This is a genomic window from Pseudomonas sp. Seg1 (assembly GCF_018326005.1).
GTDB lineage: Bacteria > Pseudomonadota > Gammaproteobacteria > Pseudomonadales > Pseudomonadaceae > Aquipseudomonas.
The window spans coordinates 5,702,931-5,725,302 of record NZ_AP021903.1 but is presented as its reverse complement, the minus strand read 5'-3'; the positions used below and the strand labels follow the sequence as shown (position 1 = coordinate 5,725,302).

Here is a 22,372-nt window from a genome sequence, read left to right as displayed (position 1 = left end):
GAGGAGTGAAGTTTGGTTTTTCAAATGAACGACGAGTAACGCAGCCCTGCGTAACAGCAGGCCCGGCCCTCCGGGTTACGCCTGAAAGCGGGCCATGCTGCGTTGCAGTCCTTGGACAGGGAATGCCATTCCCTGCGGACTACGCCTTGCCTGGCCCGCTTTCAGGCGCAACGCGATGCAGGAAATAGCTGATGACATACCCCAATCCTTAGAATTAACGAGCGATTGGCGTCAGTCGCAGCAAGTGAATCCGACGGCTGTCGGCGTTCAGGATGCGGAAACGATAGGCGCCGATTTCAGTGATTTCATTGCGTTTTGGCAAGTGTCCGAACGCACTCATCACCAGGCCGCCGACGGTGTCGAACTCATCGTCGGAAAACTCGCTGTCGAAGAACTCGTTGAAGTTCTCGATCGGCGTCAGGGCCTTGATCAGGAAGTCACCACTTGGCAGCGGCTTGATGTAGCTGTCTTCTTCGACGTCGTGCTCGTCTTCGATGTCGCCGACGATCTGTTCGAGCACGTCTTCGATGGTCACCAGACCGGCCACGCCGCCGTATTCGTCGATGACGATGGCCATGTGGTTGTGGTTGGCGCGGAATTCACGCAGCAACACGTTCAGACGCTTGGACTCCGGCACGAAAGTGGCCGGGCGCAGCAGGTCCTTGATGTTGAAGCTGTCGCCGTTCTCCTTGAGGATCAGCGGCAGCAGATCCTTGGCTAGCAGCACGCCCATCACGTCATCGTGGCTTTCGCCGATGACCGGGTAGCGCGAGTGGGCCGAATCGACCACAGCGGGGAGGAACTCACGGGGAGTCTGGGTCGCCTTGATGCTGATCATCTGCGAACGCGGCACCATGATGTCGCGTACTTGCAGGTCAGCCACCTGAATGGCGCCTTCGACGATGGCCAGCGCTTCGCTGTCCAGCAGTTTGTTCTGATGTGCATCGCGCAGCAGCTCAAGCAGCTCCTGACGGTTCTTCGGCTCGTGGGCAAAAGCCTGGGTCAATTTACCCAGCCATGACTTCTGCCCGTTGCTCGATCGATCTTCGCTCATAGCGATTACTCTGAATCCTTTGTTGTAACGATAGGGGATGGTTCGGGTTCGTCGTCCGCGTACGGATCGGGATACCCAAGTTCAGCAAGCAACTCGCGTTCCAGTGCTTCCATTTCTTCGGCTTCCTCGTCATCTATATGGTCGTAACCAAGCAGATGCAAGCAGCCGTGAATGACCAGATGTGCCCAGTGGGCCTTTAGTTCCTTGCCTTGTTCGGCGGCTTCGCGCTCGACCACGGCCACGCAGATCACCAGATCGCCCAGCAGCGGGATATCGAGAAACTCGTCGGGTACTTCGGCCGGGAACGACAGGACGTTGGTCGCGTAATCCTTGTGACGCCAGGTGTGATTGAGTTCGCGGCCTTCTTCCTCGTCGACCAGACGAATGGTCATTTCCGAGTCGGCGGTGCGTTGGCGCAGGGCCAGTTCGCACCATTGGCGGAAGTCGGCTTCACTCGGGGCGCTCGCTTCGGTAGCGATTTGCAGGTCTAGCTCAAGCATTTCGCGAAGTGTCCTTGGGCGCATCGTCACGGTTCTCGAAACGCTCGTAGGCTTCGACAATGCGCTGCACCAGCGGGTGACGCACTACGTCTTTGGGCTGGAAGTGCGTGAAGCTGATGCCCGGCACGTCCTTGAGCACTTCGATCACATGGTGCAGACCCGATTTGGTGCCTTTGGGCAGGTCGACCTGGGTGATGTCACCGGTGATGACCGCCGTAGAGCCAAAGCCGATCCGGGTCAGGAACATCTTCATTTGTTCGACGGTGGTGTTCTGACTTTCGTCGAGAATGATGAAACTGTTGTTCAACGTGCGACCGCGCATGTAGGCCAGCGGCGCAACTTCGATCACCTGACGTTCGATCAGCTTGGCCACGTATTCGAAGCCGAGCATTTCATAGAGTGCGTCGTAGAGCGGGCGCAGGTACGGGTCGATTTTCTGCGACAGGTCGCCGGGCAGGAAGCCGAGCTTTTCACCCGCTTCAACTGCCGGACGCACCAGCAGGATGCGGCGGATCTGCTCGCGCTCCAGTGCATCGACGGCGCAAGCCACGGCCAGATAGGTCTTGCCGGTACCGGCCGGGCCGATGCCGAAGTTGATATCGTTGCCGAGGATTTCCTTCACGTAGCGCAATTGATTCAAGCCGCGTGGGCGAATCATGCCTTTCTTGGTACGCAGGGCGACGGAAGCTTCGGCGGGGGCGTGGTTGTCCAGCTCGACCACGGCCGATTCCTGCAGGAACAGGTGAACCGTATCTGGCGACAGCTCTGAACCTTTGGTTTCCCGGTACAGGCGACGAATCAGATTTTCCGCAGACGTGGTGTGCTTGGGGTCGCCGATCAGCTCGAACTGGTTTCCGCGGTTGCGGATCTCGATGGTCAGGCGCTGTTCGATCAAGCGCAAATGCTCGTCGAATTGCCCGCACAGATTGGCGAAGCGGCGAGCCTCAAAGGGCTCGAGGATAAAACGATGTGGTTCTATGGGTGCGTTCAAGGTCGTATTTAGCCGCCCTGGGGCAATTGAGATGAAATCAAGGATAACGCCAGAGGCTTGGGTGCGAAAGCTCTTAAATGGATGAGTACATTCTGAAGAACAATGCTGTCCACTGTGGGAGCTGCGGTGCGACGATTCGACTTGCCAGCGATAGCGGTGCAGCAGGCGACATATTTGTCGGGGCTGATGGCCTTATCGCTGGCAAGCCAGCTCCCACAGGTTTCTCTGTGCTTCTGATATTTGTTACTGGACCAGCGAGCCACGCAGCGAGTGCGGTTGCGCCGCGTCGATGTGCACGTCGGCGAACTGGCCGATCAGGGTTGGATTGTCGCAGCGGAAGTTGACGATTCGATTATTCTCGGTGCGCCCTTGCAACTCGCCCGGGTCTTTCTTCGAGTAATCGGTCACCAGAATGCGCTGGATCGAACCGACCATTTGTCGGCTGATCTCGAAACCTTGCTGATTCAAACGATGTTGCAGCGCATTGAGGCGTTCTTTCTTCAACTCTTCCGGAGTGTCGTCCGCCAGATCGGCAGCCGGGGTGCCCGGGCGCTGGCTGTAAACGAACGAGTAGGAAAAGTCGAAACCGACGTCGGCAATCAGCTTCATGGTCTGTTCGAAATCTTTCTCGGTCTCGCCGGGGAAACCGACGATGAAGTCCGAACTGATGCAGATGCCCGGCACCGCCGCGCGCAGTTTGCGCAACTTGGATTTGTACTCCAGCGCGGTGTGGTTGCGTTTCATCGCCGCCAGAATCCGGTCTGAACCCGATTGCACCGGTAAGTGCAGGTGCTTCACCAGTTCCGGCACGTCAGCGTGGGCCTGGATGAGGCTGTCGGAGAACTCCAGCGGGTGCGACGTGGTGTAGCGGATGCGGTCGATGCCATCGATGGCGGCGACCACGCGGATCAGCTCGGCGAGATCGGCCAGGCGCCCGTCATGGGTGGTACCACGGTAGCCGTTGACGTTCTGCCCGAGCAGGGTCACTTCACGCACGCCGTTTTCGGCGAGGTGAATGATCTCGGCGATCACGTCGTCGAACGGCCGGCTGACTTCTTCGCCACGGGTATAAGGCACCACGCAGAACGTGCAGTACTTGCTGCAGCCTTCCATCACCGACACATAGGCGCTTGGGCCATCGATGCGCGGCTCGGGCAGGTGGTCGAATTTTTCGATTTCCGGGAACGACACGTCGACTTGCGGCAGCTTGGTGCTGCGCGCGGCGTCGATCATTTCCGGCAGGCGGTGCAGGGTCTGCGGGCCGAATACCACGTCGACGTACGGCGCGCGGTCGCGGATGGCCGCGCCTTCCTGGCTGGCCACGCAACCGCCGACGGCAATCACCATTTCAGGATTGGCCAGTTTCAGTTCGCGCCAGCGGCCGAGCTGCGAGTACACCCGATCCTGGGCGCGCTCGCGGATCGAGCAAGTGTTGAGCAGAATCACGTCGGCGTCTTCCGCGCGAGCGGTGACTTCCAGGGCCTGATGTTCACCCAGCAGATCGACCATGCGCGAGCTGTCGTACTCGTTCATCTGGCAACCGTGGGTTTCGATGTAAAGCTTCTTGGCCATGGATTAGGGTCATCACGTGATTCAAAGAACCGCGCATTATAGGGAACAAGCCCGCAGGTTCCTACCGCTGTGCGTCCGGTGGCTATGCTATAGTTTGCGCCCTCATTTTTATCCCCGATGTTATCCCCCGCCATGACCAAACGCGAAGCTCCAATCTATAAGGTGATTTTCCTCAACCAGGGCCAGGTGTTCGAAATGTACGCCAAGCAGATCTATCAAAGTGATCTGTGGGGTTTTCTGGAAGTGGAAGAATTCGTCTTTGGCGAGCGCACGCAAGTGGTCGTCGATCCGAGCGAAGAAAAGCTCAAGGCGCAGTTCGAAGGCGTGGTGCGCAGCTTTGTGCCTATGCATTCGATTGTGCGTATCGACGAGGTGGAACGTCTGGGTACCCCGAAAATCAGCGAAGCCCGCGGCGCTGTCGGCAACGTTATGCCGTTTCCGGTGCCGATGCCTGAGAAGTAACACCTGAATTGAGTGAGGGGCTCTTGTGGCGAGGGGATTTATCCCCGATGGGCTGCAAAGCGGCCCCAAAACCTGCAACTTTGATCTTCTTGAATTACCGCGCTGAATGGATTTGCGACTGCTGCGCAGCCGATCGGGGATAAATCCCCTCGCCACAATAAGCAATCACCACAGAACTCATTCCGCTTACATTCAGGGAAGAGGCGAAAACGGCGTACGCCCATCGGCGCTCTGCAACTCCATCAGGTATTTACGGAAAATTTGCCCAAGCACCTGGGTCGCGGTTTCGAGGTCTTCGCGGGACATTTTTTCGGAGACTTCGTCGGCGGTGTCCAGCGCATCTTCGGCGCCGTTGACCGCGGCCATCTTCAGCACGATGTACGCCTGAATATTGTTGGCCTGCACGCCTTCGCCGTGGAAGAACATGGTGCCGAGCTTGAATTGCGCCTGAGCGTGGCCTTGCAGCGAGGCTTTTTCGAAATAGCTCAGGGCTTGATTGAGGTCGCGCGGCGCATTTTTGCCGTCGTAGTAGAACTCACCCAACTCGTATTGCGCTTGCGCATCCCCTTCGTCCGCCGCTTTCTGGCAGGCGGCCAGTGCCTGCGTGACGTCTTGCGGCTGAGTATTGAGGGTGCAACGACCCATCGCCGGGATCAACAACGAGTTGCCGCCTGCTTGTGCATGCGCGAGCAGGGGCTGAAGGAGCAACAGGCAGCCCAAGGCAAGGGTGCGGCCGGTGCGGTTCATGGGAATCGACTTACCTCTGAAGGGCACGCGGACCCGTCGAGGGATCCAATAAGCGCGCATTATGAAATAAGCAGGGCCAACCTTACAAAGTCTTTACTCGTTTTTCTGCTGCGCGGGGAATATATCGCCCACTTTATGGGGGATTTTTAGCAGGGGCATCGGAAAACGGCTGTCGATGTAGGTGAAAGCTGACGCTGGCAATGGCCAACGTCAGCGTTGCAGCGATTACTTCAGGGCAGCGAAGGCGCGCTCGGCCGCATCCAGCGTGATTTTCAACTCGGCATCGCCGTGAGCGATCGAGGTGAAACCGGCTTCGAATGCACTTGGCGCCAGGTACACGCCGCCTTCCAGCATCAGGTGGAAGAAACGCCCGAACAGCGCGGCGTCGCTGGCCATCACGTCTTCAAAAGTGACGATATCGTCGGCACCGCTGAAGTACAGACCGAACATACCGCCCGCCTGAGTGGTCACGAACGGGATACCCGCAGCATCAGCACGTTGTTGCAGGCCGTCGAGCAGGCGTGTGGTGTAGTCGGTCAGTTCGTCGTGGAAACCCGGACGGCTGATAAGGCGCAGAGTGGTCAAACCGGCTGCCATGGCCAACGGGTTACCGGACAGGGTGCCGGCTTGATAAACCGGGCCCAGCGGTGCGATGCGCTCCATGATTTCGCGTTTGCCGCCGAAGCAGCCGACCGGCATGCCGCCGCCGATGATCTTGCCGAAGGTGGTCAGGTCAGGATTCACGCCGTAGTAAGCCTGGGCGCCGCCGAGGGCGACGCGGAAACCGGTCATCACTTCGTCGAAAATCAACACCACGCCGTGCTTGTCGCACAGCGAGCGCAGGCCTTCGAGGAAACCCGACGCCGGCGGCACGCAGTTCATGTTGCCGGCCACTGGCTCGACGATGATGCACGCCACATCCTGGCCAACTTCCGCGAGCATTTTTTCAACGGCGTCGATGTCGTTGAACGGCAGGGTCAGGGTGTGCTTGGCGAATGCCGCCGGCACGCCGGCCGAACTTGGCACGCCTTGGGTCAGTGCGCCGGAGCCGGCCTTGACCAGCAGGCTGTCGGAGTGACCGTGGTAGCAGCCTTCGAACTTGATGATGCTGTCGCGGCCGGTGTAGCCACGGGCCAGGCGGATCGCGCTCATGGTCGCTTCGGTACCGGAGCTGACCATGCGTACCATGTCCATCGACGGCACCAGCGAGCAGACCAGATCGGCCATCTCGGTTTCCATCGCGGTCGGCGCGCCGTAGGACAAACCGTGTTGCAGCTGATTGCGCACGGCGTCCAGCACGTCCGGGTGGCTGTGGCCGAGGATCATCGGGCCCCACGAGCCAACGTAATCGACATAACGCTTGTCGTCTTCGTCAGTGACGTAGGCGCCTTCGGCGTGTTTGAAGAACAGCGGCGTGCCACCAACGCTCTTGAACGCGCGGACCGGCGAGTTCACGCCACCGGGAATGTGTTTCTGGGCATTGGCAAACAGGGTTTCGGAACGAGACATGATCGGGCTCTCAAATCAGACTTTCAGTAATTCGTTGAATGCGCGGGCGCGGCGGGTCACTTCGGCGGTGCTTTCAGCGCCGAACAGGCCATGGACGATGGCCAGCAGATCAACGCCGTGGGCGACTAATGGCGCTGCGTTGTCGAGGGTGATGCCGCCGATCGCGCAGATTGGCAGATGCAGCGTGCGCTTGGCATCGTCGAGCAGATCGAGGCTGCAGGTCGGCGCGCCGGGCTTGGTGTTGGAATTGAAGAAGCGGCCGAAAGCGACGTAACTCGCACCTTCTTTGGCCGCTTGTTCGGCCAGCGCGATTTGCGCGTGGCAGGTCGAACCGATAATTGCTTTCGAACCGAGGAGGGCGCGGGTCGGCGACAGCGGGCCGTCAGTCTGGCCCAGATGCACACCGACGTTGAGGCGTGCGGCCAACTCAGCGTCATCGTTGATGATCAACTGGGTCTTGTAGCGCTCGCACAGATCGCGCAACGCTTCAGCCTCACGCAAACGCCGGGCCTCATCGCTGCTCTTGTCGCGGTATTGCAGCAGGGTGACGCCGCCTTCCAGCGCCGCCTCCACATAAGACAGAAACTTGCCGGCCAGCAATTGGCTGTCGGTAATGGCATACAGGCCACGTAGCTTCATCGGGCAGACCTCACGGCGTTACGAGCAGAAATCCAGCGGCAGGCGACGCGGTACGAACTGGCCTTTGCCCAGTTGTTCGGCATCGCGCAAGGTGCGCCAGGTGTAATCCAGCGCACTGCGGACGGCGCTGGCGAGATTCTCACCTTGAGCCAGACGACCAGCCAAAGCGCTGGCCAACGTGCAACCGGAACCGTGATAGCTGCCCGGCAAACGCTGGCAATAGAAGGTTTCACGCAAGCCATCGCGGCTGTACAGACGGTTGTGGATTTCAGTTTCGTCGCCGTGGCCGCCAGTGATCAGCAGGTTTTTGACGAACGGCAGGAGTTTTTCAGCGCACTCGTCTGCGGTGCCTTCGGGCAGTTCGGCGAGGATGCGGGCTTCGGGAAGGTTAGGGGTGGCAATGATCGACAGTGGCAGCAAACGCTCGCGCATCGCATAACCGACTTCGTCCTTGCCCAGGCGTCCGCCGCCACCGGCGCGCAACACCGGGTCACAGACCACCGGCAGGTGCGGGTGCGCCGAGAGCAGTTCGACAACGGTGTCGACCATTTCCAGGGAACCGAGCATGCCCAGTTTGACCGCCGCGACTTCGGAGTCGTTGAGCACGGCATTGGCCTGGGCCAACACCCACTCACGGTCGAGGACGCGAAAGTCAGTGACGTTGACGGTGTCTTGCACGGTCAGGGCGGTGACGGCCGGAGCCGCATGACAACCCTGCGCGAGCAGGGCTTCGATATCTGCCTGCAAGCCGGCGCCACCACTGGGGTCGTGGCCGGAGAGACAGAGGACAACGGGGCGGGAGCTGTAGATATTCATGGTGCGCGAGCTTACCACCAAAGCTGATTTTCGGGTTCAGTCCTGAAAGCGTTTGGCTAGAGATTGTCTGACACATTGCGGCCATTAGTCGGGTAGCAATTGTGGCGAGGGGATTTATCCCCGATGCGCTGCGAAGCAGTCGCAAATCCATTCCAGGACGCGTGTCTGAAAGAACCTGGTTGCATGTTTTGGGGCCGCTTTGCGACCCATCGGGGATAAATCCCCTCGCCACAGAGGTATTCACAACATCCGCCGTTGTAGTGATCTGACCAACTCAACAGCTCTAGCCCGCTGCTTTGCTCTGAAACGCCCGTTCTAGAGCCTTTGTAGGAAAAATTTCGATGGTGCTCAATGGCCATCAACGGCTATGCTAGTCTGGATCCAAACCAATAACAGGTAATACCGGTTTTACGTCTACTCAAAGGGAATGGGGGGCTTCCTGACACAACCGGACGAGCCACGCTGGGGCTTCAATGCGCTATTTGCTGATGTTGTTGTTCTGCTTGCCCCTCATGGCGAGCGCCGTCGAATTCGACGAATTCACCCAGAGCCTCCCTCTGGGCCGGTCGCTGCAAGTGTTCGAAGACCCGAGCGGTCAGGCGAGCATTGCCGATGTCCGTGCGCAGGCTGCTGCCGGCAATTTCAAAGCCCACGATAAAGCCACGCTCAATGCCGGGTACTCGCGTTCGGCGTTCTGGCTGAAAATCGACTTGCATTACCGCCCGAGCAACCCGGCCGCCCAGCGCAGCTGGCTGCTGGAACTGGCTTATCCACCGCTTGATCACCTCGATCTGTATCTGCCCGATGCCAATGGCGACTATCGTCTGATTCGGCAAACCGGTGACGCCTTGCCGTTCGCCAGTCGCGAGATCAGCCAGAACAATTACCTGTTCGACCTGGCCTTCGAACCCGATCAAAAACAGACCGTCTACCTGCGACTGGCCAGTGAAGGCTCGATCCAGGCGCCGGTTACGTTGTGGTCCAGCACCGCCTATCTCGAAGACCAGCCGGTGCGCCTGTACGTGCTGGGCATCATTTATGGTGTGCTGCTGGGGATGCTGGTCTACAACCTCTTCATCTATCTGAGTGTGCGCGACACCAGTTACCTCTATTACATCTTCTATATCGCCTCGTTCGGCCTCTATCAATTGTCGGTAAACGGCGCGGCGGTCGAGTATTTCTGGCCGAACAACCCCTGGTGGGCCAACGCCGCAACGCCATTCTTCATCGGTTGCGCCGGCCTTTTCGGCAGCCAGTTCGCCCGCAGCTTTTTGCAAACCAAGACCCACAGCCCCTGGCTCGACCGTTTACTGATCGGCCTGATTGCATTTGGCGCTCTGGTCATTGGCCTGTCGCTGATGACCAGTTACGCCCTGGCCCTGCGCCTGGCGACAACACTGGCGTTGACCTTCACCGTGGTGATCTTCGCCGCCGGGATTCTCGCCTGGTGGCGCGGCCTGCGCGTGGCGCGCTATTTCATCATCGCCTGGTCGGCGTTCCTGCTCGGTGGTTTGATCAATACGCTGATGGTGCTCGGGTTTCTGCCGAACGTGTTCCTGACCATGTACGCCAGCCAGATCGGCTCGGCCATCGAAGTGGCGCTGCTGTCGCTGGCACTGGCCGACCGCATTAACGCCATGCGCGAACAGCAGGCGCAGACGCTGTACGACGCCGGGCAGAAACTTGAAGTGCTCAACCAGCAACTGGCCCACAGCAACAAGCTCAAGGACGAATTCCTCGCGACCCTGACCCACGAACTGCGTACGCCGATGAACGGCGTGATCGGTTCGCTGGAACTGATGCAGACCGTCGAACTGGATCCCGAGCTTGAGCAATACCAACAGACCGCCGCAGGTTCCGCTCGCGACATGATGCGCATGGTCAACGGCATCCTCACCCTCACCGAATTGCAGGCTGGCAAGCTCAAGGCCTCGCCGGGCAGTTTCAGTTTGCGCGGTGTGGTCGAAGCCTTGCGCGTGCAGTTCGATGGCAACGCCAGCAGCAAGTCGCTGGACTTCAAGGTCGACGTGTTGCCGACCCTCCCGGACCGTTTGCACGGCGACAGCGCGAAACTCGCGCAATGCCTGGAATGCCTGCTCGACAACGCGATCAAATTCACCCGCGTCGGTGGTCTGGCGCTGCGAGTGACGGGCAAGCCGTCGACGGATAATCGTCTGGCGCTGTCGTTTGCGGTGATCGACACCGGCATTGGTTTTACCGATCTCGGCGAGGCAACCATGTACCAGCGTTTCTTCCAGCTCGACGGTTCGATGACCCGCGAGTACGGCGGCCTGGGTGTCGGTCTGGCGATCTGCCGACAATTGGTCGAACTGCTTGGCGGCAAACTGACTCACCGCTCCGAGCCGGGGCGTGGCAGTCGCTTCCAGCTGGACGTCGAGTTCGACCTGCCGGTGGTCGAACCCGCACCAATACCCGCGCCTTCGCGTGATTGCCTGCGCGCCCCGCAGGACTGCACGGTGCTGCTGGTGGATGACAACAGCGTCAACCAACTGGTGATGCGCGGCATGTTGCTCAAGCTCGGTTTCCGCGTGCGCACCGCTGACAACGGCGCGGCGGCGCTCGATTGCCTGCAACGCGAAATCGTCGATGCGGTACTGATCGATTGTCAGTTGCCGGCCCCCGACGGCGCGTCCTTGTGCTGCCAGATTCACGCTTTGCCGGGCTGCGCTCACCTCCCGGTGTTCATGCTTGCACTGGGCGCGGATCGCGAAGTCTGCGCCACAGGCACGGTGATCGATTACCTGAACAAACCGGTGAAATTCGAGGATTTGCAGTCCGCGCTGGAGCGGCGGGTTTTGTGCGGTTGATAGGGTAAAAGCGCCGCAAATTCGGCGGATATGACACTTTGTTCAGTGTGAGGGCGGTGCTTAACTGACCTTCTCGCTGAAGAAGGAACCCGTCATGAACCTGCATCAGTTCGCCGAAACCCACGAAGTCACCAACCAGCCGCCGTCGCTGGATGGCACCAACCTCTATCGCATCGACCTGCCTTTGCAGGAGTGGTCGCGCAGGTTCGGCGCCGGTTGGGCCGAGTCGCGGATCGACGCTTACGGCGCGCTGGCCGGCGGGCCGTTGATGGAGGCCGGGTTCCTGGCCAATCAGAACAAACCGGTGTTCGCCAGCCATGATCGTTTTGGCCATCGCATCGATCTGGTGGAGTTTCATCCTGCCTACCACGAGTTGATGCGCACCGCGATCGAGCATGGCCTGACCTCATTGCCCTGGACCCATCCGCAGGACGGCGCGCATGTCGCCCGCGCCTCCATGAGTTATCTGCACAGTCAGGCTGAGGCTGGCAGCGGTTGCCCGTTGACCATGACCTTCGCCAGTGTCCCGGCCCTGCGTTTGCAGGCGGATCTGGCCGAGCAGTGGTTGCCGAAAGTCCTCGCCACCGAGTACGACCCGCGTAATGTCGGCATGGCGCACAAGGCCGGCGTCACTATCGGCATGGCGATGACCGAGAAACAGGGCGGCACCGACGTGCGCGCCAATACCACCAAGGCTTATCCGGTGGGCGCCAGCGGTCCGGGTCAGGCCTATGAACTGGTCGGGCACAAGTGGTTCTGCTCGGCACCCATGTGCGATGCATTCCTGACCCTGGCGCAGACAGACAAGGGCCTGACCTGTTTCCTGCTGCCACGCCATCGCCCCGATGACACGCGCAATCAGTTCTACATCCAGCGCCTGAAAAACAAACTCGGCAACCAGTCCAACGCCTCCAGCGAAGTGGAATTCCGTGGCGCGCTGGCGTGGATGGTCGGCGAAGAAGGGCGCGGCGTACCGACGATTATCGAAATGGTCGCGATGACCCGTTTCGATTGCATGGTCGGCTCCAGTTCGTTGATGCGCCAGGCGCTGACCCAGGCCAGCCATCACTGCGCACACCGCAAGGTTGGCGGCAAACTGCTCAGCGAGCAGCCACTGATGCAAAACGTGCTGGCCGATCTGGCGCTGGAAAGTGAAGCGGCGCTGGCGCTGAGCCTGCGCATGGGCAAGGCGCTGGATCATCTGGATGATCGCCACGAAGCACAATTCGCCCGGCTGGTAACGGCGGTGGGCAAATACTGGATCTGCAAACGTGCGCCGGGAATGATCAACGAAGCGGCCGAATGCATGGGCGGCGCGGGGTATGTTGAAGAGAGCATCCTGCCGCGGCTGTACCGCGAGGCGCCGGTGAATTCGACGTGGGAAGGTTCGGGCAACGTGCAGTGTCTGGACGTGCTGAGAGCGTTGTCGAAAGAACCGGGTGTGCTGGATGTACTGTTCAGCGAACTTGGTGACGGGCATGGCGACAAACGGCTTGCCGCGCATATCCAGCAGTTGCAGGCGGCCTTCAAGGACACCAGCGACATTCAGTATCGGGCGCGGCAGTTGACCGAGGACATTGCGCTGGGCCTTCAGGCCAAATTGTTGCTGGAGGCGGGGAATCCGGCGGTGAGTGATGCTTTTATTGCCAGTCGCCTGAGCGGCAGCGGTGGGGTCTATGGCACGTTGCCGCGCGGCCTTGACGTCGAAGCCATCGTCGCCCGCTCGACCCCGCAAGGCTTCTGACCTCAATCTCCCCAACTCCACAAAACCCTGTGGGAGCTGGCTTGCCAGCGATGGCGGCCTGTCAATCAACATTGATAATGAATGTGACGGCCTCATCGCTGGCAAGCCAGCTCCCACAGGTATTCGAGTTGCCTGAAAGATTTGGGTACACCCATTACGCCACTGTTCCCGTGAGACCACGATGCAGGCAAGATGAAGCTCTGCAAGTCAGAACACAGGAAGCTGATCGTGACCGAAGCGTTTATTGTCGTTCAAACCGCCGAACAAGCCGTGGATCGTCTGGCCGAGCTGCATGAGCAGGCCACCACCGCACTGAATTCCGCACTCAAGCGTTACCTCAAGGATCGCGTCGAGCCCGACGCCGAGCAGCGTGCTCTGTTCCGTTATCCCGAATTGCGTCTGACCTACCACTGCCAGGGCGAAGTCCCGCAGACCACCCGCGCCTACGCCAAGGTGCAACTGCCGGGCACTTACAGCGTCACCGTCACCCATCCGAAAGCGTTCCGCAAATACTTGCTGGAACAGTTGGTGCCGTTGATGCACGACTTCACCGTGACCGTGGAAGTCGGTGTCAGTCAGCAGAACATTCCATATCCGTACGTGGTCGAGCAGGGCGATGAGCTGGCCGGCTCCGGCGTCACCGCTGCGGTGCTGGCGCGGGTGTTCCCGAGTACCGACCTGTCGGCGGCCACCGATGGCATCGCCGACGGCCTCTACGACTGGGAAAACACCGATCCGCTGCCGCTGGCGCTGTTCGATGCGGCGCGCGTCGATTTCTCGTTGCGCCGACTGGTGCACTACACCGGCAGCGACTGGCGTCATGTGCAGCCGTGGATTCTGCTGACCAACTATCACCGCTACGTCGACCAGTTCATCGTCCATGGCCTGGAACAACTGCGCAACGACCCGCGTTTCGTGCGCATGGTGTTGCCGGGCAACGTGATCATCGAGAAGGGCATGGATCACGGCGAGGCCTCGGCGATTGCCGCCGGTGTGGTCTGGCACCGTTATCAGATGCCGGCCTATCACCTGATCGCCAGCGATGGCCACGGCGTGACCCTGGTGAACATCGGTGTCGGCCCGTCCAACGCCAAGAACATCACCGACCATTTGGCGGTACTGCGTCCGCATTGCTGGCTGATGATCGGTCACTGCGGCGGCCTGCGTCAGTCGCAGACCATCGGCGACTACGTGCTGGCGCACGCCTACATGCGTCGCGACGGGATTCTCGACCGGGTGGTGCCGCCGAACATTCCGATCCCGGCGCTGGCCGAGGTGCAGATGGCGCTGCAACAAGCCGCAGCCAACATCACCGGCGAGAAGGGCGATGACCTGAAAAAACGCCTGCGCACCGGCACCGTGCTGACTTACGACGACCGTAACTGGGAACTGCGCTGGGCGCAGGAGCGTCCGCTGATCAACCTGTCGCGCGCTGTCGCGGTGGACATGGAAAGCGGCACCATTGCCGCCCAGGGTTATCGCCTGCGGGTGCCGTACGGCACGTTGCTGTGTGTTTCGGACAAACCGTTGCACAGTGAAATCAAGCTGCCGGGTTCGGCCAACGCGTTCTACGAGCGCGCGGTCAGCCAGCACTTGAAGATCGGCATCGAAGCGGTGGACCTGCTGCGTACCGAACTCAACTCGTTGCACTCGCGCAAACTGCGCAGCTTCGACGAGCCGCCGTTCCGCTGATTTGTTGATGGTCATTTAACGGTCAGGCTACTAGCATTGGCAGCCCTGACCGTTAGATGTTCTTTTCGCCATGTCCCGTCCCCCGCGTCCACCTTCCCGCCGCCCTGGCGCGAAGCCTCAATTGTCTTCCCCGCGCCGTGTCGCCAAAGCGCCACCGGCCGAGCCAAAGCTGATCCTGTTCAACAAACCGTTCGATGTGCTGACGCAATTCAGCGACGGTGAAGGGCGGGCGACGCTCAAGGATTACATTGATGTGCCCGGCATCTATCCGGCCGGACGCCTTGATCGCGACAGCGAAGGTTTGCTGCTGCTGACCAATGACGGGCAGTTGCAGGCGCGGATTGCCGACCCCAAACACAAATTGGCCAAGACGTATTGGGTGCAGGTTGAAGGCGTGCCGACGGTCGAGCAATTGCAGCGTCTGCGCGACGGTGTCGAACTGAATGACGGCATGACCTTGCCCGCTGAAGCGCGGCAATTGGACGAACCCGAGTTGTGGCCACGCAACCCGCCGGTACGTTTTCGCATGACCGTGCCGACCTCATGGCTGGAATTGGTGATTCGCGAGGGGCGCAACCGTCAGGTTCGCCGGATGACAGCGGCGGTCGGGCTGCCGACCTTGCGACTGGTGCGGGTCAGGATTGGGGACTGGACGATCGAAGGGCTCGATCAGGGCCAGTGGAAAGAAGTGCCGGCGCGCTTATAGAGCGCCGGACTCGATCAGGCCGATCACCACGCTTTTAATGATGAACGCGGCCACGCCCAGGCCCAGCACGAAAAACAGAATGAACGAGCCAAAGCGCCCGGCCTTGGACTTCTTCGCCAGATCCCAGACGATGAAACCCATGAAAATGATCAGGATGCTGACCAGGCCAGTCATCATCCATTCTTCAAATACTGCTGGATCCATCGGTCATCTCCGGCGTAGGCGGGGCAGGAAGGGCGGCGGGGATTATACGCCGAGGGTGGCATAGCCGCATTGACCTGCGTCGGTGTGCCGCAGTTATAAGGTGCCTGTACCGGCCTCTTCGCGAGCAGGCTCGCTCCCACATTTGGAATGCATTCCCCTGTGGGAGCGAGCCTGCTCGCGAAGACGATTTCAGCTACGCAGGTGGGTCAAGGGCAGTTCAGTGCTGTTCAACACCTGATTCAGCACAAAACTCGAACGCACACTGGTCACGCCCTCAATCCTGGTCAAATGCCCGAGCAACAGCTTCTGATAGTGATCCATGTCCGGCACCACCACCTTCAACTGATAGTCAGCATCCACGCCCGTCACCAGGCTGCACTCCAGCACCTGCGGCAACGTACGGATAGCCGCCTCGAAATTCTCGAAGCGCTCCGGCGTGTGCCGGTCCATGCCGATCAGCACATACGCGGTCAGGCTCAGGCCGAGCATCTTGCGATCAAGCAAGGCCACCTGACGCGAGATATAGCCGTCATCCTCCAGTTGCTTGACCCGGCGCGAGCATGGCGACGGCGACAGACCGATGCGCTCGGCCAGCTCCTGGTTGGAGATGCGGGCATCGCGCTGCAATTCCGCCAAAATGCTCAAGTCGTAACGGTCGAGTTTGCTCATCAATCTGTCCTTGGTTGTAACTATTGCGGCGGATTATCTATCCAGGGTTAAAAATTGCGCAAGTGGTGTTTATTTCAGCAATCTTCGCAATCATCTGTCGTGGCCCCGGGCCTATTCTTATCACCAGAATCACTGCTCGGTAACACAGTCCACTGCGGCCCGCCTATCAGGCCCGCCGCGGCCGCCACCCCCACCGGGGTCGTGCCGGCCCCCGAGCTGCACACTGTCCAGAAGACGGCGTGAGGTGAGCCGACGTCAAAAGCGTCGAGCCAGGACGAAGTTCTCTAGAAGGGAGGCCGACGGGTCTCCCTTTTTTCTTGCCTGCGATTTTTGCCGCGATGCGCCGCCGTCCTCAATAAATAAGTTTCGTGACTGATAACCTGTTGCAGAACCGGGCCTGTACATTCCCGGTCTTAGCTACAGGCCCCTCTTGATGACAGGCCGCCAGCCACAGTGAGGAATTTCATGAAGTCGCGCATCTGGCATCTGGCCAGTGTTGGTTTGCTGTGTGTGAGTGTCAGTGTGCAAGCACTTGCCGATGATCCACAAAGTCGCGGACCGGAGGGCGGTGGCCACGGTCAGGACCATCAGGGCAACAATCAGGGTCATGGCGGCAACAATCAGCCGCGCCCGCAGAATAATCCGCCGCCGCAAAATCAGCCTCGTCCGCAGAACAACGAGATCATTCGTGGCGACAACAGTCGTCAGTTCGAGCACAACGGCCAGCAGCACAACAATAACGGCCAATGGCAGAACCACGATCAGAACCGTCCGGCCTACAACCCGAATCCGGTACGTCAGCCGCCACCGCCGCCGCAATTGCCGGCCAATAGCCTGCCGATCCAGCCACGACCCGATGCCGTGCGCCAGACTCAGGAGCCACGTCAGGGTTACTACCGCGACGAACGTCCGCAGAACGGTTACAACAACCAGCATTGGCAAACCAACAACCGGCCCAACGACAATCGCTGGCCGGGGCGTCCGGACGGGCATGGCAACGGTTGGGGCCCAGGCCCGCAATATCGGCCGGGGCATGTGATCGACCGTTTCCCGGATCGCGACTATCGCGTGCCGTATCGTGGCCAGGATTACTTCTATTCCGGTGGTTACTGGTACCGTCCGCAAGGCCCGCGTTACATCGTCGTGCAGCCGCCACGGGGTATCCGCACTCAGTACTTGCCGGACTACGCCCGTGAAGTGTGGATCGGTGGTTCGCTGCTGTTTCTAGCGGCCGGTTCCTACTACGCCTATCAAGAAGCGACGCAGGATTACGTGGTGGTCGAGCCGCCGGTTCAGCAACAGCCGCAGCCGCAATCACAGGGCTATGACGTCGAGGCTTACCCGGCCAACGGTCAGTCGCCGGAGCAGGTGCAGCAGGACGGGTACCAGTGCTATCAGTACGCCGTGCAGCAAAGCGGTTTCGATCCGCGCAGCGCGACTTATCAACCGGCGCCCGAAGTGGTGCAAGCGTACCGTCAGGCGCAGGGCAATTGCCTGAGCAGTCGCGGTTATCAGGTGAGTTACTGAAGCCGGGTTTGCGTCCGTTCAGCCTTGACCACTTCCTGCGGGTCGGCGTGCACCAGCACTTCGGCCCGTGGGTAGGCTTTGTGAATGGCATCGGCCGCCTGATCGCTGATGCCGTGCGCGACTGACAGGGTCAATTCCCCCGGCAGCTCCAGATGCAACTGCACGAACCAGTGGTTGCCGGAAATCCGCGTGCGCAAGTCGTGCGCGCCCAACACTCCCGGCACACTGCACGCCAGTTCGAGCATGTGCTGACTGACGTCCGGTGGCAGCTCTTCATCCATCAGCACCGAAAAGCTCTCCCGGGCGATCTGGACCGCGCTCCACAAAATGTACGCGGCAATCCCCAGGCCGAACCACGCGTCCAGTTGTTGCCAGCCGAACCCGGCCAGCACCAGCGCCACCAGAATGCTGCCGTTAAGCAGCAAGTCTGATCGGTAATGCAACGAGTCGGCACGCACAGCGTTGGAGCCGGTCTGCTTGACTACCCGGTGCTGCAAGATCAGCAAAGCCACTGTCAGCAGCAGGGAGAAAATGATCACACCAATGCTGATCCACGGCGCACCGAGCGGTTCAGGTTGCTTGATCCGCTCATAGGCCTGCAAGGCAATCAGCACCGCACTGCCGCCGATGAACAATGCCTGCGCCATGCCGGCCAGGGATTCCGCCTTGCCGTGGCCGTATCGGTGATCGTCATCCGCCGGGCGCAGTGCGTAATGCACCGCCAGCAGATTGAGCAACGAAGCAATGCCATCCAGCGCCGAGTCGGTAAGGCCGGCGAGCATGCTGACTGATCCGCTCAGCCACCAGGCGATGGCTTTGGCGATGATCAGCGTACAGGCCACCGCCACCGAGGCGCGTGTCGCCAACCGCAGCAGGCGGGCGTGTTCGGGGCTGGAGGTCATGAAGTTTTTGATTCCTTATGCGGCAGGTTGCAGGCCGAACATCGCCAGTTGTTGAGTGCTGCCTTTGTGCTGGATCAGGCGCGGATCATCCAGCGGCAGATTGCGGCCCAGTTCAGATTCGAGAATAGCCTGCAACTTCATGTTATCGACCTGACCATCCGGGCCGATGGCTTGCTTGAGCTTGGCCGGATCGATCTGCGCGGTGTGCCCTGGTTCGAAATAGATCGCCCCCGTGGCGAAGTCGACGGCAAACGCGATCAGGCCGGGAATAACGTAGAACAGCAGGCCCACGGCATCGAGCACGGCAATCGCCGGATCGATCTTGCCGTCGATCTGGCCGCGACGATCCGGATAGAAAATCGAACCGCACGCGGTGATTTGGGTGAGCAGGGTGGCGACCAGTACACCGCCGATCAGGCGAAAAGGTAAGCGCATGGAAAATCTCCTGAGTCATCTGATAACGAAGCTTCGTCTTGTGAAGTTAAGACCCTGACGAACGCCAAGCAGTTCGCCGTTATACTCGCGGCTCTGTTTTGGAGCCAGTATGAATTCGCTGCCGATCGATGAAGTTTTACCCGCCCTGCGTGAAGCCCTCGCGACACGCCACGAAGCCGTGCTCGAAGCACCGCCCGGCGCCGGTAAAACCACCCGCGTGCCCTTGGCTTTGCTCAATGAAGCGTGGCTGGCGGGGCAAACCATTCTGATGCTCGAACCGCGCCGTCTCGCTGCGCGTGCTGCTGCGGAACGACTGGCCAGTGAACTCGGCGAGAAGGTCGGTGAAACCGTCGGTTATCGCATCCGCCTCGACAGCAAGGTCGGCCCCAACACCCGCATCGAAGTGGTCACCGAAGGCATTCTCACCCGGCGCTTGCAGGATGATCCGGCGCTGGAAGGCGTGGGTCTGCTGATATTCGACGAATTTCACGAACGCAGCCTCGACGCCGATCTGGCGCTGGCCTTAAGTCTGAACGGTCGCGAGCTGTTTCGAGCTGAACAGCCGCTGAAGATTTTGCTGATGTCCGCCACCCTTGAAGGCGAACGTCTGGCCGGGTTGCTCGATGACGCGCCGATCCTGCGCAGCGAAGGGCGCATGTATCCGGTGACGATGCGCTGGGGCCGTCCGTTCCAGCCCGGCGAATACATCGATCAGCGCGTGACACAAACCGTACTCGAAGCCCTGCACGACGAGACCGGCAGCCTCTTGGTGTTTCTGCCGGGGCAGGCGGAAATCCGTCGTGTCCATCAACAACTGGCCGACGCCATCGGTGAGCGCAAAGACGTCTTGCTCTGCCCGTTGCACGGTGAACTCGACCTCAACGCCCAGCGCGCAGCGATCGATCCGGCACCGGCCGGTCAGCGCAAAGTGGTGCTGGCGACCAACATCGCCGAGACCAGTTTGACCATCAACGGTGTGCGCGTGGTCATCGACGCCGGGTTGGCGCGGGTCCCGCGTTTCGATCCCGGCAGCGGCATGACGCGTCTGGATACCCAGCGGATTTCCAAGGCCAGCGCCACCCAGCGTGCCGGTCGGGCAGGGCGACTGGAACCGGGCGTTTGCTATCGCCTGTGGTCGCAGGATCAGCACGAACAACTGGCGGCGTATGGCAGCGCGGAAATTCTTTCGGCGGATCTGGCCAGCCTGGCGCTGCAACTCGGGCGCTGGGGCGTGACGCCGGGCGAACTGGTCTGGCTGGATGTGCCGCCAGCAGCGGCTTATGCACAGGCGCAGGATTTGCTGCAGCGGCTCGGCGCGCTGGAAGGCGAAGCGCTGACAACTCATGGTCAGGCCATGGCTGAATTGCCGGCGCACCCGCGCATCGGCCATTTGTTGCTGCGCGGTCAGGCGTTGGGCCTGGCCAACATGGCGTGCGACGTTGCTGCATTGCTCGGCGAGCGCGATATCTTGCGCGGCGCCGGGGCGGATTTGCACAGTCGCCTGGTGCTGCTGTCTGGCGAGGAGCGCGCTGCCCGTGGCGCGCAGGGTGGTGTGCAGCGCGCCCGGCAACTGGCGCGGCAATATCGCGGTTACCTGCGCGGCAAGGCGAGCGAGCCGGTCAGCGATCCCGATCATCCGCGCTGGCTCGGCGCGTTGCTGGCGCTGGCTTACCCGGATCGCGTCGCGCAACAGCGGCGTGCCGGTGGTGCCGAATATCGACTGGCCAACGGTCGCGCCGCGCTGTTCGCTGAGGCCGACAGCCTGATGAAAGAGCCGTGGATCGTCATTGCCGACCTCGGCAGCCGTCAGGGCCAGCGCGAGGAACGGATTTATCTGGCGGCGGATTTCGATCCGGCGCTGTTCGATTCCGTGCTCGCCGAGCAGGTGCGCAACGTCGATCAACTGGACTGGGACGAGCGCGAAGGTGTGCTGCGCGCCGAGCGTCAGCGCAAGGTCGGCGAGCTGATCTTGAGTCGCGAACCATTGACCGGTCTCGATGAAGCCGCACGCAGTCAGGCGCTGGTCAATCTGGTGCGGCGCAAAGGTCTGGAGCTGCTGCCATGGACACCGGAACTGCGTCAGTGGCAGGCGCGGGTGGCGTTGTTGCGCCAGCTCGATCTGACGAATCAGGATGACAGCCAATGGCCGGATGTCAGCGACGCAACGCTGCTGAAAACCCTTGAAGACTGGCTGATGCCGTATCTGGGCAAGGTCTCGCGACTCAGTCATTTTGCCAACCTCGATCTGTCGAGCATCGTGCGCAACCTGCTGCCGTGGCCACTGCCGCAACGCCTGGACGAGTTAGCGCCGCATCATCTGAGCGTGCCGTCGGGGTCGTCGATTCGTCTGGACTACAGCGAGTTTCCACCGATTCTGGCGGTGCGATTGCAGGAGTTGTTCGGCCTGGCCGAGACCCCGCGAATCGCTGGCGGCCGGCAAGTGGTCAAGCTGCACCTGTTATCGCCTGCGCGGCGTCCGGTACAGGTGACGCAGGATCTGGCCAACTTCTGGCGCAGCACCTATGCAGAAGTGAAGAAGGATTTGAAAGGGCGCTATCCGAAGCATTACTGGCCGGATGATCCGTTGGTAGCCGAGGCCACCGCGCGGGCCAAACCGCGCGGCACCTGAGGCGCGCAGGATCGCAACTTGCGATCCTGGCGATTTAGAGCTCATGGCGGTGCGCCACTAGCACATCCGCCCTAATTGCCCTTGTTTGTTTGCCCTCCTAAAGTCGCGGCTTGAACAATAAGCAGACCTGCTGCCTTGCAAGCTGCCGCCAAGGAACGGAATCGCCCTATGTCATCACTCTTCAAGTTCAAGAAGTTGTTCTTCTTGTCGGCTGCGCTGCTGGCCGCCTCCACTTCGGTCAGCGCCGAACAATCCAATCCTGTTGGCGACTGGTGGATCATCTACGGCAACGGTGTTGCGCATAAAAACATCATGTATGTCGCCGATGCCACGTCAGTGGTGCCATCGCAAAAAACCAAAGGCGCGACGATGGTTGCGGTGACCCTGGTTTACGAAGAGCCGGGAAAACCGATGATTGATGTCTACAACCTTGAAGCTCAGTGCTCCGCCGGTAAGGTGCGTTTTATCAACGGCCAGTCGATCGAGCGTCTGGCCTATACGATGCGCCACTTGAAAGTCTCGGATACATGGCAGGCTCCGAAAGAATTCTGGATCCAGCAAGCGTTGAAGTTTGCCTGTACGCCTGGCAGTCGTAATAAGAACGAGATGGTCACGCTGGGCAAGATGGAATACTTGCAGATGATCCAGACCCTGCAGCAGATGTTCTTCAAGCTCGCGCCGGTTCAGGAAAAGAGCCAGATGATGGACGACATGGACACCATGCTCGAGCTGAAAAAATAAGCGAT

At 60.3% G+C, this 22,372-nt stretch carries 20 protein-coding genes; 8 read left to right on the top strand and 12 right to left on the bottom strand.

Annotation, left to right across the window (positions count from 1 at the left end; genetic code table 11):
* Positions 1 to 214: 214 nt before the first annotated feature.
* The 4 genes from KI231_RS25730 to miaB all read right to left on the bottom strand — a co-directional run bounded on the left by KI231_RS25730 (position 215) and on the right by miaB (position 4,117).
* Positions 215 to 1,054 (bottom strand): CorC family transporter, encoded by an 840-nt coding sequence (locus tag KI231_RS25730; protein WP_007909641.1) that lies wholly within the window; start codon positions 1,052 to 1,054, stop codon positions 215 to 217.
* Between the two features lie 5 nt (positions 1,055 to 1,059).
* On the bottom strand, positions 1,060 to 1,554 hold the full coding sequence (ybeY, locus tag KI231_RS25725; protein ID WP_103303674.1) for an rRNA maturation RNase YbeY: 495 nt from the start codon (positions 1,552 to 1,554) through the stop codon (positions 1,060 to 1,062).
* The gene (locus tag KI231_RS25720) at positions 1,547 to 2,545 is read right to left on the bottom strand and encodes a PhoH family protein (RefSeq protein WP_042704951.1); all 999 of its coding nucleotides are present in this window, start codon (positions 2,543 to 2,545) and stop codon (positions 1,547 to 1,549) included. The genes ybeY and KI231_RS25720 overlap by 8 nt, the downstream gene beginning before the upstream one ends.
* A gap of 243 nt (positions 2,546 to 2,788) precedes the next feature.
* The gene (gene miaB, locus KI231_RS25715; RefSeq protein ID WP_103303673.1) at positions 2,789 to 4,117 is read right to left on the bottom strand and encodes a tRNA (N6-isopentenyl adenosine(37)-C2)-methylthiotransferase MiaB; all 1,329 of its coding nucleotides are present in this window, start codon (positions 4,115 to 4,117) and stop codon (positions 2,789 to 2,791) included.
* 132 nt (positions 4,118 to 4,249) lie between these two features.
* Here miaB and KI231_RS25710 point away from each other — a divergent pair, with 132 nt between their 5' ends.
* The gene (locus KI231_RS25710) at positions 4,250 to 4,579 is read left to right on the top strand and encodes a DUF1820 family protein (RefSeq protein WP_077045543.1); all 330 of its coding nucleotides are present in this window, start codon (positions 4,250 to 4,252) and stop codon (positions 4,577 to 4,579) included.
* 192 nt (positions 4,580 to 4,771) lie between these two features.
* Here the strand turns inward: KI231_RS25710 and KI231_RS25705 are convergent, their stop codons facing one another.
* From KI231_RS25705 to KI231_RS25690, 4 genes are all read right to left on the bottom strand, one after another.
* Entirely contained in the window at positions 4,772 to 5,326 is a 555-nt protein-coding gene (locus KI231_RS25705; protein WP_003228518.1) for a tetratricopeptide repeat protein, read from the bottom strand.
* 225 nt (positions 5,327 to 5,551) lie between these two features.
* Positions 5,552 to 6,835, bottom strand: coding sequence for a glutamate-1-semialdehyde 2,1-aminomutase (hemL, locus tag KI231_RS25700; protein WP_213026667.1), 1,284 nt, complete (start codon positions 6,833 to 6,835; stop codon positions 5,552 to 5,554).
* A gap of 15 nt (positions 6,836 to 6,850) precedes the next feature.
* Positions 6,851 to 7,474 (bottom strand): thiamine phosphate synthase, encoded by a 624-nt coding sequence (gene thiE / locus KI231_RS25695; RefSeq protein ID WP_213026666.1) that lies wholly within the window; start codon positions 7,472 to 7,474, stop codon positions 6,851 to 6,853.
* A gap of 18 nt (positions 7,475 to 7,492) precedes the next feature.
* Positions 7,493 to 8,290, bottom strand: a complete 798-nt coding sequence (locus KI231_RS25690) for a hydroxymethylpyrimidine/phosphomethylpyrimidine kinase (protein ID WP_047303578.1) — start codon at positions 8,288 to 8,290, stop codon at positions 7,493 to 7,495.
* A 473-nt stretch (positions 8,291 to 8,763) separates the two neighbouring features.
* Here KI231_RS25690 and KI231_RS25685 point away from each other — a divergent pair, with 473 nt between their 5' ends.
* From KI231_RS25685 to KI231_RS25670, 4 genes are all read left to right on the top strand, one after another.
* On the top strand, positions 8,764 to 11,118 hold the full coding sequence (locus tag KI231_RS25685) for a hybrid sensor histidine kinase/response regulator (RefSeq protein ID WP_213026665.1): 2,355 nt from the start codon (positions 8,764 to 8,766) through the stop codon (positions 11,116 to 11,118).
* 94 nt (positions 11,119 to 11,212) lie between these two features.
* Positions 11,213 to 12,862 carry an acyl-CoA dehydrogenase family protein gene (locus KI231_RS25680; protein ID WP_213026664.1) on the top strand — a complete coding sequence of 550 codons (1,650 nt, stop codon included), beginning with the start codon at positions 11,213 to 11,215 and terminating at the stop codon, positions 12,860 to 12,862.
* A gap of 192 nt (positions 12,863 to 13,054) precedes the next feature.
* Positions 13,055 to 14,554, top strand: coding sequence for an AMP nucleosidase (gene amn, locus KI231_RS25675; protein WP_177431387.1), 1,500 nt, complete (start codon positions 13,055 to 13,057; stop codon positions 14,552 to 14,554).
* Positions 14,555 to 14,624: 70 nt separating this feature from the next.
* Positions 14,625 to 15,260: a pseudouridine synthase gene (locus KI231_RS25670; RefSeq protein WP_249412074.1), complete on the top strand. Its 636-nt coding sequence runs from the start codon at positions 14,625 to 14,627 to the stop codon at positions 15,258 to 15,260.
* Here KI231_RS25670 and KI231_RS25665 read toward each other — a convergent pair.
* Together KI231_RS25665 and KI231_RS25660 are read right to left on the bottom strand one after the other, a co-directional pair.
* Entirely contained in the window at positions 15,255 to 15,464 is a 210-nt protein-coding gene (locus tag KI231_RS25665; RefSeq protein ID WP_003228500.1) for a DUF2788 domain-containing protein, read from the bottom strand. The two genes, KI231_RS25670 and KI231_RS25665, sit on opposite strands and share 6 nt — an antisense overlap.
* A gap of 189 nt (positions 15,465 to 15,653) precedes the next feature.
* Positions 15,654 to 16,133 (bottom strand): Lrp/AsnC family transcriptional regulator, encoded by a 480-nt coding sequence (locus tag KI231_RS25660; RefSeq protein WP_007909658.1) that lies wholly within the window; start codon positions 16,131 to 16,133, stop codon positions 15,654 to 15,656.
* 465 nt (positions 16,134 to 16,598) lie between these two features.
* Here KI231_RS25660 and KI231_RS25655 point away from each other — a divergent pair, with 465 nt between their 5' ends.
* Positions 16,599 to 17,660: a DUF6515 family protein gene (locus KI231_RS25655; RefSeq protein WP_213026662.1), complete on the top strand. Its 1,062-nt coding sequence runs from the start codon at positions 16,599 to 16,601 to the stop codon at positions 17,658 to 17,660.
* Here the strand turns inward: KI231_RS25655 and KI231_RS25650 are convergent.
* Together KI231_RS25650 and pmcY are read right to left on the bottom strand one after the other, a co-directional pair.
* Entirely contained in the window at positions 17,654 to 18,562 is a 909-nt protein-coding gene (locus tag KI231_RS25650; protein ID WP_103303666.1) for a cation diffusion facilitator family transporter, read from the bottom strand. The genes KI231_RS25655 and KI231_RS25650 overlap by 7 nt on opposite strands.
* Positions 18,563 to 18,577: 15 nt before the next feature.
* Complete coding sequence (gene pmcY / locus KI231_RS25645; RefSeq protein WP_103303665.1) at positions 18,578 to 18,997, bottom strand: periplasmic Zn2+ metallochaperone PmcY; 420 nt, start codon at positions 18,995 to 18,997, stop codon at positions 18,578 to 18,580.
* Between the two features lie 109 nt (positions 18,998 to 19,106).
* Here pmcY and hrpB point away from each other — a divergent pair, with 109 nt between their 5' ends.
* Together hrpB and KI231_RS25635 are read left to right on the top strand one after the other, a co-directional pair.
* Positions 19,107 to 21,626 carry an ATP-dependent helicase HrpB gene (gene hrpB, locus KI231_RS25640; protein ID WP_213026661.1) on the top strand — a complete coding sequence of 840 codons (2,520 nt, stop codon included), beginning with the start codon at positions 19,107 to 19,109 and terminating at the stop codon, positions 21,624 to 21,626.
* A 168-nt stretch (positions 21,627 to 21,794) separates the two neighbouring features.
* Positions 21,795 to 22,367 carry a hypothetical protein gene (locus tag KI231_RS25635; RefSeq protein ID WP_213026660.1) on the top strand — a complete coding sequence of 191 codons (573 nt, stop codon included), beginning with the start codon at positions 21,795 to 21,797 and terminating at the stop codon, positions 22,365 to 22,367.
* The last annotated feature ends 5 nt before the right edge of the window (positions 22,368 to 22,372 follow it).